This is a genomic window from Amycolatopsis sp. NBC_00355 (assembly GCF_036104975.1).
Lineage (GTDB): Bacteria > Actinomycetota > Actinomycetes > Mycobacteriales > Pseudonocardiaceae > Amycolatopsis.
Genome location: NZ_CP107982.1, coordinates 7,198,188 through 7,213,520, shown reverse-complemented (window position 1 = coordinate 7,213,520; position 15,333 = coordinate 7,198,188). Strand labels below are relative to the sequence as shown.

General features: G+C 69.9%; 16 protein-coding genes, 3 tRNA genes and 1 pseudogene. 7 read left to right on the top strand and 13 right to left on the bottom strand.

Translation table 11 applies throughout. The annotated features are described in order from the left end of the window. Positions 1-150 precede the first annotated feature (150 nt). The 5 genes from OHS18_RS32985 to OHS18_RS32965 form a co-directional block, all read right to left on the bottom strand. On the bottom strand, positions 151-891 hold the full coding sequence (locus OHS18_RS32985; protein ID WP_328613480.1) for a Clp protease N-terminal domain-containing protein: 741 nt from the start codon (positions 889-891) through the stop codon (positions 151-153). A gap of 52 nt (positions 892-943) precedes the next feature. Then, positions 944-2,158 (bottom strand): NAD(P)/FAD-dependent oxidoreductase, encoded by a 1,215-nt coding sequence (locus OHS18_RS32980; protein WP_328618619.1) that lies wholly within the window; start codon positions 2,156-2,158, stop codon positions 944-946. 58 nt (positions 2,159-2,216) lie between these two features. Beyond that, a complete protein-coding gene (locus OHS18_RS32975; RefSeq protein WP_328613479.1) occupies positions 2,217-3,002 on the bottom strand; it encodes an IclR family transcriptional regulator in 786 nt (261 codons plus the stop codon). Between the two features lie 95 nt (positions 3,003-3,097). Then, entirely contained in the window at positions 3,098-3,415 is a 318-nt protein-coding gene (locus OHS18_RS32970) for an NIPSNAP family protein (protein ID WP_328446000.1), read from the bottom strand. After that, positions 3,415-4,554 (bottom strand): 5-methyltetrahydropteroyltriglutamate--homocysteine S-methyltransferase, encoded by a 1,140-nt coding sequence (locus tag OHS18_RS32965; protein ID WP_328613478.1) that lies wholly within the window; start codon positions 4,552-4,554, stop codon positions 3,415-3,417. Before OHS18_RS32965 ends, OHS18_RS32970 begins: the two co-directional genes overlap by 1 nt. A gap of 120 nt (positions 4,555-4,674) precedes the next feature. Between OHS18_RS32965 and OHS18_RS32960 the strand changes: the two genes are divergently transcribed. Beyond that, entirely contained in the window at positions 4,675-6,009 is a 1,335-nt protein-coding gene (locus OHS18_RS32960) for a nucleobase:cation symporter-2 family protein (protein WP_328613477.1), read from the top strand. A gap of 211 nt (positions 6,010-6,220) precedes the next feature. After that, positions 6,221-6,847 carry a DUF3558 domain-containing protein gene (locus OHS18_RS32955; RefSeq protein ID WP_328613476.1) on the top strand — a complete coding sequence of 209 codons (627 nt, stop codon included), beginning with the start codon at positions 6,221-6,223 and terminating at the stop codon, positions 6,845-6,847. Between the two features lie 7 nt (positions 6,848-6,854). Here OHS18_RS32955 and OHS18_RS32950 read toward each other — a convergent pair whose 3' ends face one another. Then, positions 6,855-7,394, bottom strand: coding sequence for a TetR/AcrR family transcriptional regulator (locus OHS18_RS32950; protein ID WP_328613475.1), 540 nt, complete (start codon positions 7,392-7,394; stop codon positions 6,855-6,857). Between the two features lie 90 nt (positions 7,395-7,484). Between OHS18_RS32950 and OHS18_RS32945 the strand changes: the two genes are divergently transcribed. After that, on the top strand, positions 7,485-7,931 hold the full coding sequence (locus OHS18_RS32945) for a pyridoxamine 5'-phosphate oxidase family protein (RefSeq protein ID WP_328613474.1): 447 nt from the start codon (positions 7,485-7,487) through the stop codon (positions 7,929-7,931). Here OHS18_RS32945 and OHS18_RS32940 read toward each other — a convergent pair whose 3' ends face one another. After that, positions 7,932-8,447, bottom strand: a complete 516-nt coding sequence (locus tag OHS18_RS32940; protein ID WP_328613473.1) for a hypothetical protein — start codon at positions 8,445-8,447, stop codon at positions 7,932-7,934. It abuts the gene before it with no gap. A 151-nt stretch (positions 8,448-8,598) separates the two neighbouring features. Here OHS18_RS32940 and OHS18_RS32935 point away from each other — a divergent pair, with 151 nt between their 5' ends. Together OHS18_RS32935 and OHS18_RS32930 are read left to right on the top strand one after the other, a co-directional pair. Then, on the top strand, positions 8,599-9,330 hold the full coding sequence (locus OHS18_RS32935) for a rhomboid-like protein (protein WP_328613472.1): 732 nt from the start codon (positions 8,599-8,601) through the stop codon (positions 9,328-9,330). 40 nt (positions 9,331-9,370) lie between these two features. Beyond that, complete coding sequence (locus tag OHS18_RS32930) at positions 9,371-11,686, top strand: sensor domain-containing protein (RefSeq protein ID WP_328613471.1); 2,316 nt, start codon at positions 9,371-9,373, stop codon at positions 11,684-11,686. A gap of 10 nt (positions 11,687-11,696) precedes the next feature. On the opposite strand, the gene OHS18_RS32925 is transcribed toward OHS18_RS32930, so the two are convergent. Beyond that, positions 11,697-12,047: a YciI family protein gene (locus tag OHS18_RS32925; protein ID WP_328446014.1), complete on the bottom strand. Its 351-nt coding sequence runs from the start codon at positions 12,045-12,047 to the stop codon at positions 11,697-11,699. Between the two features lie 414 nt (positions 12,048-12,461). Here OHS18_RS32925 and OHS18_RS32920 point away from each other — a divergent pair, with 414 nt between their 5' ends. Further along, positions 12,462-12,605 carry a hypothetical protein gene (locus OHS18_RS32920; RefSeq protein WP_328613470.1) on the top strand — a complete coding sequence of 48 codons (144 nt, stop codon included), beginning with the start codon at positions 12,462-12,464 and terminating at the stop codon, positions 12,603-12,605. Between the two features lie 4 nt (positions 12,606-12,609). Here the strand turns inward: OHS18_RS32920 and OHS18_RS32915 are convergent. The 5 genes and pseudogenes from OHS18_RS32915 to OHS18_RS32895 form a co-directional block, all read right to left on the bottom strand. After that, positions 12,610-12,683: transfer RNA gene (locus OHS18_RS32915), tRNA-Phe, on the bottom strand. 31 nt (positions 12,684-12,714) lie between these two features. Next, positions 12,715-12,788 (bottom strand) — tRNA-Asp (locus tag OHS18_RS32910). Between the two features lie 37 nt (positions 12,789-12,825). Then, a tRNA-Glu gene (locus OHS18_RS32905) sits at positions 12,826-12,898 on the bottom strand. A 101-nt stretch (positions 12,899-12,999) separates the two neighbouring features. Beyond that, positions 13,000-13,793, bottom strand: a pseudogene (locus OHS18_RS32900) (SCO6745 family protein). Between the two features lie 163 nt (positions 13,794-13,956). After that, on the bottom strand, positions 13,957-14,211 hold the full coding sequence (locus OHS18_RS32895) for a hypothetical protein (RefSeq protein WP_328613469.1): 255 nt from the start codon (positions 14,209-14,211) through the stop codon (positions 13,957-13,959). A gap of 628 nt (positions 14,212-14,839) precedes the next feature. Between OHS18_RS32895 and OHS18_RS32890 the strand changes: the two genes are divergently transcribed. Next, positions 14,840-15,277, top strand: coding sequence for a hypothetical protein (locus OHS18_RS32890; RefSeq protein ID WP_326945766.1), 438 nt, complete (start codon positions 14,840-14,842; stop codon positions 15,275-15,277). The last annotated feature ends 56 nt before the right edge of the window (positions 15,278-15,333 follow it).

Genomic DNA, 15,333 nt, shown 5'->3' with positions numbered 1-15,333 from the left:
ATGAATCCGAGCCACCTTGAGGGACTTAGAGTCCCTCAAGGTGGCCTTCACGGACTTTCGGGGTGCCTGAGCGGGAAGACCCCCTGGTCCATCCCGATCAGAGCAGCGTCACCAGGACCAGCGCGAGCAACGCGGCCAGGCAGAGGAACCTCACTGGCCCCGGGCGGCGAGGATCTCCGTCAGGACCGCGACGATCTTCTCCTCCGCCTTGTCCTTCTTGATCCCGAGGCCGTCGAGCACCTGGAAGCCGACGCCTTCGCCCTGCTCCAGCAGCGCCAGCAGGATGTGCTCGGTGCCGATGTAGTTGTGCCCGAGCCGCAAGCCTTCGCGCAGGGTCAGCTCCAGAGCCTTCTTCCCCCCGGGGCTGAACGGCATCGGGCTGGGGACCTCGCCGGCCGGCTCGGGCAGCTGGGCTTCGGCGGTCTCCTGGACGGTTTCCAGGGTGACGCCCTGGGCGAGGATCGCGCCCGCCGCGAGGGCCGCGGGCTCGGTGAGCAGGCCCAGCACGAGGTGCACGGTGTCGATCGCCGGGCTGCGGTGGTCGATGGCCGCCTTCTGGGCCGCGACGATCACGTGCCGCGCGCGGTCGGTGTAGCGGCCGTAGACGCGCTCGATCGCGCCGGAGGCGTCACCGCCCGGGTCCACCTTCGGCACGAACCGCTTCTGCGCGGCCTGTTTGGTGACGCCCATGCTCTTGCCGATCTCGGTCCAGGAGGCGCCGGAGCGGCGGGCCTGGTCGACGAAGTGGCCGATGAGGTGGTCGGCGACGTCGCCGAGGTGCTCGCCCATGTAGACGGCGTCGGAGAGCTGGGCGAGGGCGTCCTGGTCGTTGTTGCTCTTGATGGCGGTGATGAGGTCGTCGAGTTTGACGGAGTAGTCAGGCAGGTTCATGCCGTCAACTGTAGGTTGACGCACTCGGTGCGTCAACCGCGAGTTGACGATCTCAGGCGACGCGCGCCTTCAGGTGCGCCTTCAGGTCGAACCCGCTCGCTTCCAGGTCCGCGTACGCCGGGTGCGGGTCGGCAGTGAACAGCCGCCGCGCGGCGATGTGGTCGGCCGGGCGGTTCACCGACTCGACCGCGATGAGGACGTCGTCGCGGAACGACAGCACCGAGAACTTGCCCGCCTCGCGATCACCCGCCACCACCGTCCGGTCGGCGCGGTCGAGGATCCCGGCGATCTGCAGCTTCGCGCCCGACTGGTCGGTCCAGAACCACGGCAGGCTCGCGTACGGCTCTTCGGTGCCGGTCAGCGCCGCGGCCACGCACCGGGCCTGGTCGACGGCGTTCTGCACCGACTCCAGCCGGGTCGCCGCGCCCGCCTGCACACACGGGAAGTTCGCGCAGTCGCCGATCGCGAAGATCCGCGGGTCGGACGTGCGCAGGTGCGCGTCGACGACCACGCCGTTCGCGATGTCCAGCCCGGCGGCCTCGGCGAGCGTCGTCTCCGGCACGACGCCGACGGCGACCACGACGAGATCGGCGGGCAGGCGCGTGCCGTCGGACAGCTCGACCTCGCGGACGCGCTCGTCGCCGTGCAGCGCGGAAACCCCTTGGCCCAGCAGGACAGTGTGCCCGGCCTCGCGGTGCAGCGAAGCGAAGTAGGCGGAGATCTCGGGCGACGCGACGCGGTTGAGCAGCCGGTCCTGCGCCTCGACGATCGTCACCGGCCGGCCGGCGTGGGAGGCGAACTCGAGCCCGATGAAGCCGCCACCGACCACGACGACGTCCCGCGCGCCGGAAAGCGATGCGCGGAGCCGGTCGGCGTCGTCGCGGGTGCGCAGGGCCAGCACGCCCGGGAGGTCCGCGCCGGGCACCGGCAACGCCCGGTTGCGCGCGCCGGTGGCCAGGACGACCTGGTCGTAGGCGAGCTTGGTGCCGTCTTCGAGGGTCGCGTCCTGCTTGGCGCGATCGAGGGACGCGACGCGCGCGTCGACGAGTTCGATGCCCTTCTCGGCGAAGAAGTCCTCGCCGCGCAGGTGCAGCTGGTCGAGCCCGGCGGTCCCGGCCAGGTAGGCCTTCGACAACGGCGGCCGCTGGTACGGCACGCCGGGTTCGTCCCCGACCAGCACGACCCGGCCGTCGAAGCCCCGGTCGCGCAGCGACGCCGCGGCCTGGAACCCGCTCTGCCCGGCGCCGACGACGAGAACCGTGCTCACTCCCTGCTCACCCATGGTTTCATCTGAGCACAACCCGCTCGGCTCGTCGAGGAGTCGATCAGTGGGGTTCGCCGCTCGTCCGCAACGCCCGCGGCGCGCCCAGCACGCGCGAGATCCCCCGCGCCGCCGCTCGCACGGCCGGAACCAGCGTCCGCGGGTCGGTGCCCTCGGCCGGGACCACCACCGAAATCGCCGCCGCGACTTCGTCGTCCGAGCCGTAGACCGGGGCCGCCACCGAGAGGGCGATCAGCTCGATCTGGCCGTCGCTGATGGCGTACCCGTTGCGCCGGACGTCGGCCAGGACCCGCCGCAGTTCGCCTTCCGAGCTGATCGTCTTGGGCGTGAACATCTTCAGCGGGCTCTCGACGACCTCCGCTTGGACGTCGGCCGGCGCGTGCGCGAGCAGGACCTGGCCGACACCGGTCGCATGGGCCGGCAACCGGCCACCGACCCGCGTCAGGACGTTCACCGCACCGCGGCCGGAGATGCGCTCGACGTAGACGACCTCGGGTCCGTCGAGCACCGCGAGCTGCACGTTCTGGTGCGTGGCCTCGTAAAGGTCCTCCAGGAACGGCATCGCGCTCTCCCGGAGTTCCGCGCCGTGCGGCGCGAGGGAGGCGACCTCCCACAGCCACAGCCCGACGCGGTACGCGCCGGCGTCGTCGCGGACGAGCGCACCGCGCCGGGTCAGCTCGCCGGCGATCCGGTGGGTGGTGGACAGGGGCAGCCCGACGCGGCGGCTCAGCTCGGACAGCGTGAGTTGCGGCCGCTCAGCCGAGAACGCGCCCAGCAGGTCGAGGACGCGGTCGACCACGGACGGCGGCCGCTGCGCGCTGTGTCGCATGGGATCAGTCTTCGCACCGGCGGGAAGAGCCGCAACCCGCGAGCACCGGTCGTCGACGGGGCCGCCCCGGGACTCGCCCGGGGCGGCGCCGCACGTCAGAGCTCGTCGTCCGGGAGCAGCGGCCGCATGAACGACCGCCGGTAGCGCACCACGCAACCGCTGTCCTCGCGGATCTTGTCGGCCTCGATGAAGTCCGGGTCGACGCCGAACAGGGTCCGGTACTGCTCGTACGCGGCGAAGCTCTCGAAGCTGAACAACGCGCGCGCTTCGTCGCTCGCCCCTTCGGAGGGCAGGAAGTAGCCGTGGTGGACGCCTCCTTCGCGCTGCACCAACCGCATCCACGCGGCGGCGAAGCGTTCGAAATCGGCGATCTTCGCGGGGTCGATGACGTAGTCGACGACGCAGGTGATCATCAGTGGCCGCCCCAGACGCGGTCGGCCGTCTTCACGATCAGTTCCAGCTTCCGCAGCTGGTCGTCCACGGTGAGGTCGTTGCCCTCCTCGGTCGAGGAGAACCCGCACTGTCCCGACAGGCAAAGGCGGTCGACGTCGACGTACTGCGACGCCTCCTCGATCCGCCGCACCAGGACGTCCGGGTCTTCCAGTTCCGGCCGCTTGGTGGTGACCAGCCCGAGCACGACCTTCTTGTCCTTCGGCACGAACCGCAGCGGCTCGAAGCCGCCGGAGCGTTCGTCGTCGTACTCCAGGAAGAACCCGTCGACGGCCAGGTCGCCGAACACGGCTTCCGCGACGAACTCGTAACTCCCGGAAGCGGCCCACGACGACCGGAAGTTCCCACGGCACAAGTGCGTCGTCACGGTCAGGTCGTCCGGACGGCCGGCCAGCGCCGCGTTGATCGTCGCGATGTTGCGCAGGTGCTGGGTGTCCGGATCGCCGCCCATCCGCTTGACGAGCTCGCGCTGCGCCGGGTCGTTCAGGTACGCGAGGCTCGTGTCGTCGAGCTGCAGGTAGCGGCAGCCGAGACCGTGCACCGCGGCGACCTGCGCGGAATACGCCGCGCTGAGGTCGGTGAAGAACTCTTCCAGGTCCGGGTAGACGGTCTCGCTGACGGCCGCCCGGCCACCGCGGTAGTAGACCATGCTCGGCGACGGGATGGTCAGCTTCGGCGTCACACCGGGGTCCACATGGGACTGGAGGAACCGGAAGTGGTCGGCGAAAATCGGCTCCTCGAGCCGCACCTTGCCGTCGACCTGCAAGCCGGGCGGGCTGAACTCGAGGTCGCCCGCCAGGTTGTGGAACTTGACGTGCAGCCGTTCGTCGCTCTTGGAGATGCCGCCGAGTGCGTAGATGAAGTCCATGTGCCACGAGGCGCGCCGGAACTCGCCGTCGGTGGCCGAGCTCAGCCCGGCCGCCCGCTGCATCTTGATCACGTCACGGATCGCGTCGTCCTCGACCGCGCAGAGCTGCTCCGCACCGATCTCACCGCTTTCGTGCCGCCGTCGCGCGTCGCGCAGCACCGGGGGCCGCAGGAGGCTCCCGACGTGATCGGCGCGAAACGGCGGGCCCACCTGGGAAATACCGCCCGATGTCATGCACCGATGGTCACACATCGCGGCCCGATCCGCCGCACCCCCGGAAACACGATCATGACGGCGGCGACTTGCTACCGTCATCCGCACCGCGTTGGCTGGCACGGCAAAAGGGGGCTGTTGATGACGAAACCCGAGGTCCACCCGGTAGACCAGGGCCTGCCCGCCGGCCGGCTGGCGCTGCTCGGCCTGCAGCACATGTCGATCATGTACGCCGGCGCCGTCGCGGTGCCGCTGATCGTCGGCAGCGCGCTCAAGCTCGACGCGGCGACGATCGGGCTGCTGGTGAACGCCGATCTGCTGGTCGCGGGCATCGCCACGCTGATCCAGTCGATCGGCATCGGCAAGCTGCTGGGCATCCGGCTGCCGGTGGTGGCGGGCGCGACGTTCAGCGTCGTCAACCCGATGATCCTCATCGCGTCGCAGTACGGCCTGCCCGCGGTCTACGGCGCGATGCTGGCGTCCGGAGTGTTCGGGCTGCTCATCGCGAAGCCGTTCGCGAAGCTGATCCGCTTCTTCCCGCCGCTGGTCACCGGGACGCTGCTGCTCGTCATCGGCGTCTCCCTGCTCGGCCCGGGCGCGGGACTGATCGCGGGCAACGACCCGACCGCGCCGGACTACGCGGCCCTGTCGCACATCCTGCTCGCGTTCGGCGTGCTCGCGCTGCTCGTGCTGTTCACGCGGGTGCTGCGCGGGTTCGCCAACCAGATCGGCCCGCTGCTGGCCCTGGCGATCGGGCTGGTGGTCGCGATCCCGCTGGGGCTGGTGCACTGGGACGGACTGAGCGCGGCCGGCTGGTTCGGCCTCACGGCGCCGTTCCACTTCGGCGCGCCGACGTTCCCGGTCGCCGCGATCCTGTCGATGTGCGTGGTCATGCTGGTGACGTTCACCGAGTCGACCGCCGACATGATCGCCGTCGGCGAGATCACCGGCCGCCCGCCGACGGACTCCGACCTCGCGCGCGGCCTGGCCACGGACGGCTTCTCGGCCGTGCTCGGCGGCGTGATGAACTCCTTCCCCGACACGGCTTTCGCGCAGAACGTCGGCTTGGTGCGGATGACCGGCGTGCGCAGCCGCTGGGTGGTCGCGGTGACCGGCGGGATCCTGGTGCTGATGGGCCTGGTCCCGAAGATCGGCGCGTTCATCGCGGCGATCCCCCAGCCGGTGGTCGGCGGCGTCGCGGTGGTGATGTTCGCGATGGTCGCCGCGGTCGGCGCGCAGAACCTCCGCACGGTGGAGTTCTCCGGCAACCACAACACTTTTGTCGTGGCGGTGGCGTTGGGCGTCGGCCTGCTGCCGGCGTTCGCGCCGAAGATCTTTCAGCACTTCCCGGCCTGGCTGCAGACGATCGGCGGCAGCTCGATCACGGTGACAGCGGTACTGGCCTTCGTGCTGAACCTGCTGTTCAACCACCTCGGCCGACGCGAGGAACCTGGTAATCTCCCCGACGTCGGTTAACTCAACGTGCCCGGTCGGAGACACTGTGAAGTCACAGAAGCACCGGCGGCGGGTTCGAGTACTCCGCCGAGACCCTGCATTAACTGGCGAAGCAGTGGCGGCAACTGGCCCAGGACGACCGGATCGACGCGGAACGCATCGCGCGGACCGAAGGACCCGGGCTCGAATACGCGAGCCAGGGCAATGCCGAGAAACCGGAAGGCCTCGCCTGATGCGCCGCGTTCTGCCCATTGTCGGTGTCGCGGCACTGATCCTGACCGGGTGCACCGGTACCACTCGCGGCACCCCGCAGGCGTCGAGCGACTCGGCCGGTCAGACCGCGACTCCGGACACAGCGGATCAGGTGCCGGGCCCCGGAGTACCGAAGGTCGAATCGCCGGTCGACCTCTCGCGGTTCCGCCGGTCTCCCTGCGAGGCGCTCTCGGAGAGGCAAGCCGGAGAGCTGATCGGCTCCGCAGTCCAGACAAGACCGGACCTCGAATCGCCTGCCGGACCCGCTTGCTCGTGGAATCCGCCCGATGCCAGCCGCCCCCTGGTCCGCCTGGTTTTCGACAAGGCCGCTACGGCGGGCCTGACCAGCTTCTACAAGGACAAAGGCACCCGCTACGCGCTGTTCACGCCACTGGAATCGATCGACGGTTATCCCGTTGTCGCGTACGGCGTCTACGACGCAAGGGATACCGAAGGAGTCTGTTCCGTCGCCGTGGGAACCAGTGATCAGGAAGTGTTCGACGTCGGCTTGACGCTCTCGCAAGCCAACGTCGGCAAGAAAGACCCGTGCGATGTAGCTCGCGAAGCGGCGATCAGGGCCCTGACCACCATCCGAGGCGCCGGCTAAAGCATGCTCAAAGAGTCCTGAGCAGCCGTTCGACGAGTTGCGCCCCGACGCCCGGCTCGACCGGGAGTCGGAACAACACGCGCAGGTAGAGCGGCGCCAGCACGTGGTCCAGCACGTCCTGGACCTCCGGCACCGCTTCGCCGCGCGCCGCGGCCGCGTCGAGGGTCTGCTGCAGGTCGTCGCCGCGGGCCCGGAGGTACTCCACCGGTTCGCGTTCCGGGGCCATCGTCGCGACGAGCGCGCGCAGCAGGATCTGGCCGTGGCGGTCGCGCATCGCGCTTTCGACGCCGTCCGCCCAGCCGGTCAGGTCGCCGCGCAGGGAGCCGGTGTCCGGGATCGGGGACGTCGAGCGCAGGCGCGTCACGGCGGCGTCGAGCAGCAAGTTGTCGCGGCTGCCCCAGCGGCGGTAGATGCTCGTCGGGTTGACGCCGGCGCGCTCGGCGATCTTCGGGATCGCCGCGTCGATCTCGCCCGCGGCGAGCAGCTCGATGACGGCGTCGTGCACCGCGTCGCGGACGCGGGCGCTGCGGCCGCCGGGTCGGGTCATGGGGCCATCCTAAAGCAAACACACTTGCCTTAACGAGGCGCGTCTGCGTACCCTTAAGGCAAATCAGATTGCCTTAAGGAGCTGGGACCCATGGCCCGCAAGTTGACCCGCGAACAGCGCGAAGCCTTCCTCGCCGAACCGCGCGTCGGCGTCCTGAGCGTCGCCGCCGAGCCCGGACGCGCGCCGCTGACCACGCCGATCTGGTACCGCTACGAGCCGGGTGGGGACGTCATGGTGATGACGTCACCCGGACTGCGCAAGACCCGGCTGATCGAGGAAGCCGGCCGGTTCGCGCTGTGCGTGCAGGAGCAGGACGGCGTCTACAAGTACGTCTCGGTCGAGGGGCCGGTCGTCAAGACGTGGCCGATGACCAAAGAGGAACGCCACGAGGTCGCCGCCCGCTACCTGCCGCCGGGTGTCAGCGAGGCCTACACGGACGCGACCGACGCCACCCACGGGCACAACATCGCCATCACGATGCGCCCGGAACGCTGGAACACGTCCGACTTCAGCGACCTCAACCAGCAGCTCGCCTGATCACCAGCAGATGATCAGGATGCACGTGATCTGGTGCGGCGCCGAGCTCGCCGGGGGCGGCGGCGACTGAACGCCCGCCGGGGTCGTCGTGGTCGAGGTGACCGTGACCCCCGGGCCGCCGCCGGTCGGCGTCGTGGTGGTCGTGCTCGAGGATTCGGTGCTGCTCGGCGTATCCGACGTCGTCCCCGGCACCTCGGTGACGGTGCCCTCGTGCGTGCCGGGGACGACGTCGCCGCCGGTGCCCCCGCCGACTCCGCCGTCGTTCGGCGAGTCCGTCGCCTGGCCCGCGCCGCCGAGGCCGGTGGTGCGCTGCGGCATCGGGACGACCTTGATCTGGTCGACCGGGGCGGCGTCCTGGCGCACCTGGCCACTGCTGAACGCGACCAGCACCGCGGCGGCCCCGCAGCCGATGACGACGGCGAGCATCACCGCGACCACCCGCCACCGCGATTGCACCGGCCGGTCGCCCCAACCCTCGCGCACGAGCAGCTCGGCAACCGATACCTCGTCGTTCACGGCGGTATTTTTACCGCACAAAGCACCCGAACGGGTGAGGTACCGGCAAAAATTCGTTACGTGCTGTGCAATCTGACGGTCAGTGACTATCCACAGGGGTTTCACAGCTGCGGTTGGGGAGAATCCCAGCATGCCCGGCGAAGCTGAATCCATGTTGCTGAAAGCCGAACCGCGGGTCCTCGACCTCGCGGGTCCGGCACGGCGGAAGTGGCGACAGCTCGTCCGGTTCATCCCGAACCCGCGGACGACGCCGTTCACCTTCGGCTATCTCGTCCTCCTGCTCGGCACGACCCTGTTGCTCCGGTTCGCCGACTCGGCGCTGACCGACCGGCTCCTGCGGCTGTCCAGCACCGACGCGCACAACCTGTGGCGGCGGCCGCTGACCTCGCTGCTGACCAGCGCGCTCTGGCTGGCCGACGAAGGCTGGCTCGTCTACGTCCTCATCTTCGCGATCGCCGTCGCGCCCCTGGAACGGCGGTTCGGCATCCGCCGCGCGGCCACCGTGTTCTTCTCCGGCCACGTGCTCGCCACGCTCGTCACCGAACTGCCGGTGATGGGGCTGATCAGCGCGCACGTCCTGCCGAGCTCGGCCGGGCACTGGCTCGACATCGGCGTCAGCTACGGCTTCTTCACCACCGCCGGCGCCTTGGTCTTCCTGCTTCGCGGCCGCACGCGGCTCCTCGCGCTGGCCGCGATGGAGGCGTTCGTCGCGGTGATCTACCTCAGCGACGACCCGACGACCCTCGACTCGGTCGTCACGCTGCTCGGCCACGCCGTCGCCGCGCACTTCGGGCTGCTGTTCTGGGGCCCGCGGCTGCGTCGCGCATCCGCAGGCCGAGCCCGGATTCCGGCGGGTATGCAGGGGCCGGAGTCGGTGGTGTAATCGACGGGCCACAGCCGCGGAGCATGGGGGACGGACGCTCATGGAGGCAGACTCCCTCGCCGGGCTGGTCGAGCTGAGCCCGGACGCGATCTGCGTCCACGAGAACGGTGTCGTCACCTACGCCAACCGCGCCGCCCTGGACGCCTTCGCCGCCTGCTCCGCCGACGAGGTCGTCGGCCGCCGGTTCACGGACTTCGTCGACGAAGACTCCCGGCCCGCGCTCCTGGAGAAACTCGCGCTGCTGGCCGAACCGGGCGCCGCGACCGAGCCCGTCGAAGCACTGATGTCCCGGCTGGACGGCAGCAAGTTCGCCGTCGAGGCGCAGACCGTGCGCACGGCCACGAACGCCTACCAGGTCGTCATGCGTGACATCACCGCGAAGAAGGCGGCCGCCGACGCCCTCCGCTACCAGGCCGCCCTCGTGTCGCACGTCAGCGACGCCTTGATCGCGACCACCGGCGAAGGTGTCGTGACCAGCTGGAACCCGGCCGCCGAGACGGTCTACGGGTGGACCGCGGCCGAAGCCGTCGGCCGCCGGGCGAGTGAGCTGATCGGCGCGCCGCTGGAGCTGCGCCGCAGTGGCGTCGCCGAGGCCGTGCACCGGCGACGCGACGGCGCGCCGCTCACCGTCCGGGTTTCGGCAGCTGAGATGAACGACGGCTGGGTGCTCGTCTGCGCGGACGAAACCGCGCGGCGGCGGGCCGAACAGAACTACCGCACGGTCGTCGCGTCACTCGACGAAGGCGTGCTGGTGATGGGCCCGGCCGGGCTCATCGAGGCGGCGAACCCGGCGGCGTGCCGGATCCTCGGCGTCGCCGAAACCGACCTCATCGGCGTCCCGTGCCACACGCTCGTGCTGTTCACCGAGTCCGGGCAGTGGATCCCGCCGGACGAGATGCCGTCGGTGGAGACGCGGCGGACCGGGGTCACGCACAACGGCCTGGTCGTGCGCCTGCGCCGGCCGGACGGCCGCGACGTCTGGGTGTCGCTGACCTCGCGGCTGCTCGACCCGGACGACCCGACGGCGGCCACGGTCGTCACGTCGTTCACCGACATCAGCGAAACCCGCGCGATCAGCGCGCGGCTCGCGCACGACGCCACCCACGACCCGCTGACCCGGCTGGCGAACCGGACGCTGGTGCTCGACCGCCTCGACGTCCGGGGCCGCCGCGGCCCGGCGACCGTGCTGTTCCTCGACCTGGACAAGTTCAAGGTCATCAACGACTCCCTCGGGCACTCGGTCGGTGACCAGGTGCTGCGGATCGTCGGCGAGCGGCTGCGACGCGGCTCGGGCCGAGCCGACCTCGTCGGCCGGCTCGGCGGCGACGAGTTCGTGGTCGTCACCGACGAAGTCACGGAGCCCGGCGAGGTCCGTGCCCTGGCCGAGCACCTGCGGGCCGCGATGGCCGAGCCGATCGGCGTGCTCGGGCGGCAGCTGCACCTCGACGCCAGCATCGGCGTCGTGCTCGTCGAGGCCGCCGACCAGCGCAGCGCCGAGGACCTGCTGCGTGACGCGGATGTCGCGATGTACCAAGCGAAAACGCTCGGCCGGGGCCGCCACCACGTCTTCGACGTCGGCCTGCGCGAGCGGATGCAGCGGCGGCTGCAGCTGGAACAGGACCTGCGCGACGCCGTGCACGAGGGCCAGCTCTGGCCCGCCTACCAGCCGGTGGTCGATCTGAAGACCGGCGAAATGGTGGCGGTCGAGGCGTTGCTGCGCTGGACGCACCCCCGGCTCGGCCCGATCTCCCCGGCGGAGTTCATCCCGCTGGCCGAGGAGAGCGACCTGATCAACGTGATCGGCAAGGAGATGCTCCGCGCGACCACCCGCGAACTCGCCTCGCGCCGCGCGAACCAGGGGCTCGACCTGACGCTGAAGGTCAACATCTCCACGCGTCAGCTCGACGACCCGCACCTGGTGCCCGCGGTCCAGGACGCGCTCGCGAGCACCGGGCTGCCAGCCAGCGCGCTCTGCCTGGAGGTCACCGAAAGCGCGTTGATGCGCGACCAGGAAGCCGCCGGAGAAGTGTTGGCAGCACTGCGATCCCTGGGAGTGCTGCTCGCGATCGACGACTTCGGCACCGGATATTCGTCACTCGCACAGCTGCGCCGGCTGACGCTGGACACCCTCAAGATCGACCGCTCGTTCATCACCGGGATCGCCGAATCACGCGACGCCGAGGCGATCGTCACGAGCATCATCGCGATGGCCCACGCGGTCGACCTGACGGTCATCGCCGAGGGCGTCGAGACCGCGGAGCAGCTGGAACTGCTCCGCAGGCTCGACTGTGACCAGGCACAGGGGTTCCACCTCGGCCGGCCGATCCCGGCGGACGACCTGTTCGGGAGCCGGTAGCCGCTCGAGGTCAACCCTCGTGGATCACCTTGCGCACCTCGACGGCGGTGTACCGCGCGTCCGGGATCTTCCCGGCCAGCTCGACGGCCCGCTCCTCGCTCTCGACGTCGACGACGTAGTAGCCGCAGAGGAAGGCCTCGGACGCGACGAAGGTGCCGTTCTCGACGCGCGGCACGCCGTCCTCGACCCGGACGGTCCGGGTGCCGGCGGGATCGATGAGCGCCTTGGTCTCGACCATCTCGCCGGATCCGGTGACGAGCTTGATGAATTCGCCGTGGCCTTCGTAGACGCCGTTCTTCTGGTCGTCGGTCAGGGTGGCCCAGAGCGTCGGGTTCATGTGCAGCGTGAGCAGGTAGCGCATGGCGGTTCCCCTTGTCAGGTGGCGGCCCGTTCTCGGGCTGCCTTCGCCGGTGGGTCGACGCCGTTCCCGGGGTCCGGACACGCCTGCTTGCCGTTCACTCGTTCGGCCTAACGGGTAGCTCGACGCGGCCGTGGATCCGGACGCCTCCAGCCGGGCCAGTGGGCCGCCGACGCCATCCCGGATTCTTCGGCCTGATCAACGGCTCGAGCCGAGCGGGCTGGCTCACGGCGGAGCAAGAAGAGTTCCGCGGCACTAACCACGCTTGGTACGAGGCCCACTACACGAACCCCGCGACCATCGATCCGACGGTCTACGACCCCGCCGCCGGAAACCGCCGACACCGGACTCGCGTCGTTCGGGCTCCGAGGCGTCGCGACCGGCGCACTGACCCGGGCGGCCGAGGGGCGCCGGCTGATGGTCGAGAACGCCGGCCCCTACCGGATCCAGCCGGGCACGGTGGTTGTGCTCACCGAGGGCCCCAAGCCGGTCGGGTACTTCCACGTCGAGGAACCGGGCAACGAAAAAACCGCCCCGACTGAGTCGAGACGGTTTTCGTGAGCGGTGGCCAGGGCCGGGGTCGAACCGGCGACCTTCCGCTTTTCAGGCGGACGCTCGTACCAACTGAGCTACCTGGCCGGGAACGCCGGCCTGGAGCCGAACGATCTTGCGACCCTGACGGGACTCGAACCCGCGACCTTCGCCGTGACAGGGCGACGCGCTAACCAACTGCGCCACAGGGCCTTGCGTACTGCTTTCGTGCTTGTCCTACTGTACTGCGTACTCCCAACGGGATTCGAACCCGCGTTGCCGCCTTGAAAGGGCGGAGTCCTAGGCCGCTGGACGATGGGAGCCCGATCAGTTTCGGCTAACCGACCGACCGCGCTCTCAGGTTGTCCCCCGGGAGCGATTACAAGCATAGGGCACGCCACCACCCCGTTGCACCGGGGGTTCCTTAACCCTTCGGCAAAGCCGGGACCTGCGCAAACTCGGCCAGCTCGGACACGCGACGGCCGAGCTCGGCGCGTTCGGCCTCCGTCAGCGCCGACTCCAGCAGCTCGCCGACACGCTCGTCGGTCAGCGCCTCCGCTCGGTGCCGGCGATCTCGAAGGTCCGGCTTGCGCGCCGCCGACGTGATCAGCTCGTCGACCGCCTCCGCCGGCCACGCCGTGCGCAGCAGGCGCTCGCGGCCGCCCTCGGGGTCGGCCACCACGGCTTCCGGCACCGACAGGCCCGACGCCCGGAGCGCCGCGAAGTGCAGGCGCCGCGTAGCTCGCGGAAGAGCATCAGCGCGAAACCGAGCCGTTCCTCGTCGCCTTCCGGGCGCGCGGCGTTCTTCCAGCCCGCGAAGAGCGCGAGACCGCTCGCGTCCGCCGCGTCGACCACGCGGAACAGCAGGTCCGCCAAGCGGCCCGGCTCCGGTGCGGCCGAAAGGTTGACGCGGGACCAGCGCGCCGATGACTCCGCGTAGGCACGCACCGCGGCGGGCGCGTCCAGGGCCGCCGTCGACGGCGGCAGCACGACCTCGAACAGCCAGTGCGGGAAGATGCCGAACAGCTCCGCGGCCACCTTCGGCGGGACGTCGCCGAGCACCGCCGACCGGCCCCGCACGTACAGCGAACGCGGCGGCAGGCCCACCTCGGCTTCGACCGCCGCCAGCTCCGGCGACGTCATGAACTTGCCGCCCAGCACCTGCACCACCGGGCGGATCCGGTTCGCCAGCCCGGCCATTTCTTCGATCGCCAGCATCTCCGGCCTCCTTCGACACGGCAAACGTAACACTGTTACGAAATCCGCGTCAAGAAACCTCCGACCACTCGGGAATCACTGCCACAAAAGAACGGCGACCTGCACGAACATCACCGGAAAGGCCCGGCGGCGACCACCCGGGCCGCCGGACCCGCCGACCACCTCACCGCTGGACCGGCGCCTGCCCGTCCTCGTCCAGATTCAAGCCCAGCATCTCCAGCAGCTGGACGCAGTCGCCGACCCCCAGCGCACCGTTCGCCACCGCCAGCCGGGCCCGCCGGACCTGATCGTCCGACACCCGCTGCGTATCGGCGGCACCACTGCGCTGCGCCGGCAAACCCCCGGCGAGCGCAGCACCACCCCCATCGGCACCTTCGTACCGAAGGAGGAACTCTCGCACTTCGACAGACCCGCTCATAGCCCCTCCACACGGCTCACAACAACTTGGCCGCGAGGCTAACCAGCACCGGGCGCCACACACAGCCCCCCGGAGAGTGAACCTGGCGCCACGCTGCGCTCAACGCAGCGCAATCAGCACTCCCGAAGAACAACACCACCCGAACGAACGTCACCCCAGCGCAAAGTGACACCGCACGCGGAAATTTCCCGCTCGCCACTCGCCCAACCACGCAAGTCGTGCAACAATCGAGGTGCTGACACACCCCCGGTCAGCGCCTGTGGAGATCCCCTCCGACCCCCGCGTTCCTCCCCCTGGCGCGGGGGTCCTCCATTTCTCGGGGCGGGCTTCGGGCTTCGCCCTTCGCGCCCCGATCATTCCGGCGTATCTCCCGGGGGCCGAGCCCCCGGACCCCCACGGTGCCTTCGCCGGGCTTCCAGCGTGGTTTCGGCTTTGGGCGCTTCGCGCCCTTGCCTTTCTTTTGAGTGGTCCCTTTGTGTGATCGACTCGTACTGTTAGTGACTGGTTGCGGTGTGTTCCATTTACGTTGAGCTATTCGGGTGGGGGTTGGGCTGATTGGGTAAATAAAGGGGCGTGTCGTGGCTCACAGTGGTTTGTGTGGTGAGACCCAACCGTTATCGTGTGGTTCGTGCCCCTTCCCTCACTCGGCCGCTTAGGCAGCCGCACGAACCTCAAGGCAGTGTCCTCCGGGCGTCACCGCGGTGCCGCCAAGACCGCCGACGACGGTGTTGTCGAGGACAAGGAACTCACGAGCTACCTGGCCGCCCTGGCGCCTGATGCGGACAATGAGAGCACCGGGACCGGCAAGCGCTTCGGTGAGGCGCAGGTGTTCCAGCTGCGCATGAGCCTCATCGCCAGCAAGCAGCTCACCGACGTCGCCGAGGCCCGCGGCATCTCGCCCCAGGCCCTCGCTCAGGAGTGGATCCTCGAGCGGCTCAACTGGGAGGGGCAGGCCGCCTCCCTCCAGGACCAGCGGCAGGTCGGGGCCGAAGAGGTCACCGACCTCACCGACGAGTTCCACTTCCCCGCCGACGCGTTCGACGCGCCGGCCGTCGGACGGCGCTGACCAGCCCCGCAGCTCATGAGAAAGGGCCCCCGGCGGAAGCCGGGGGCCCTTCACTC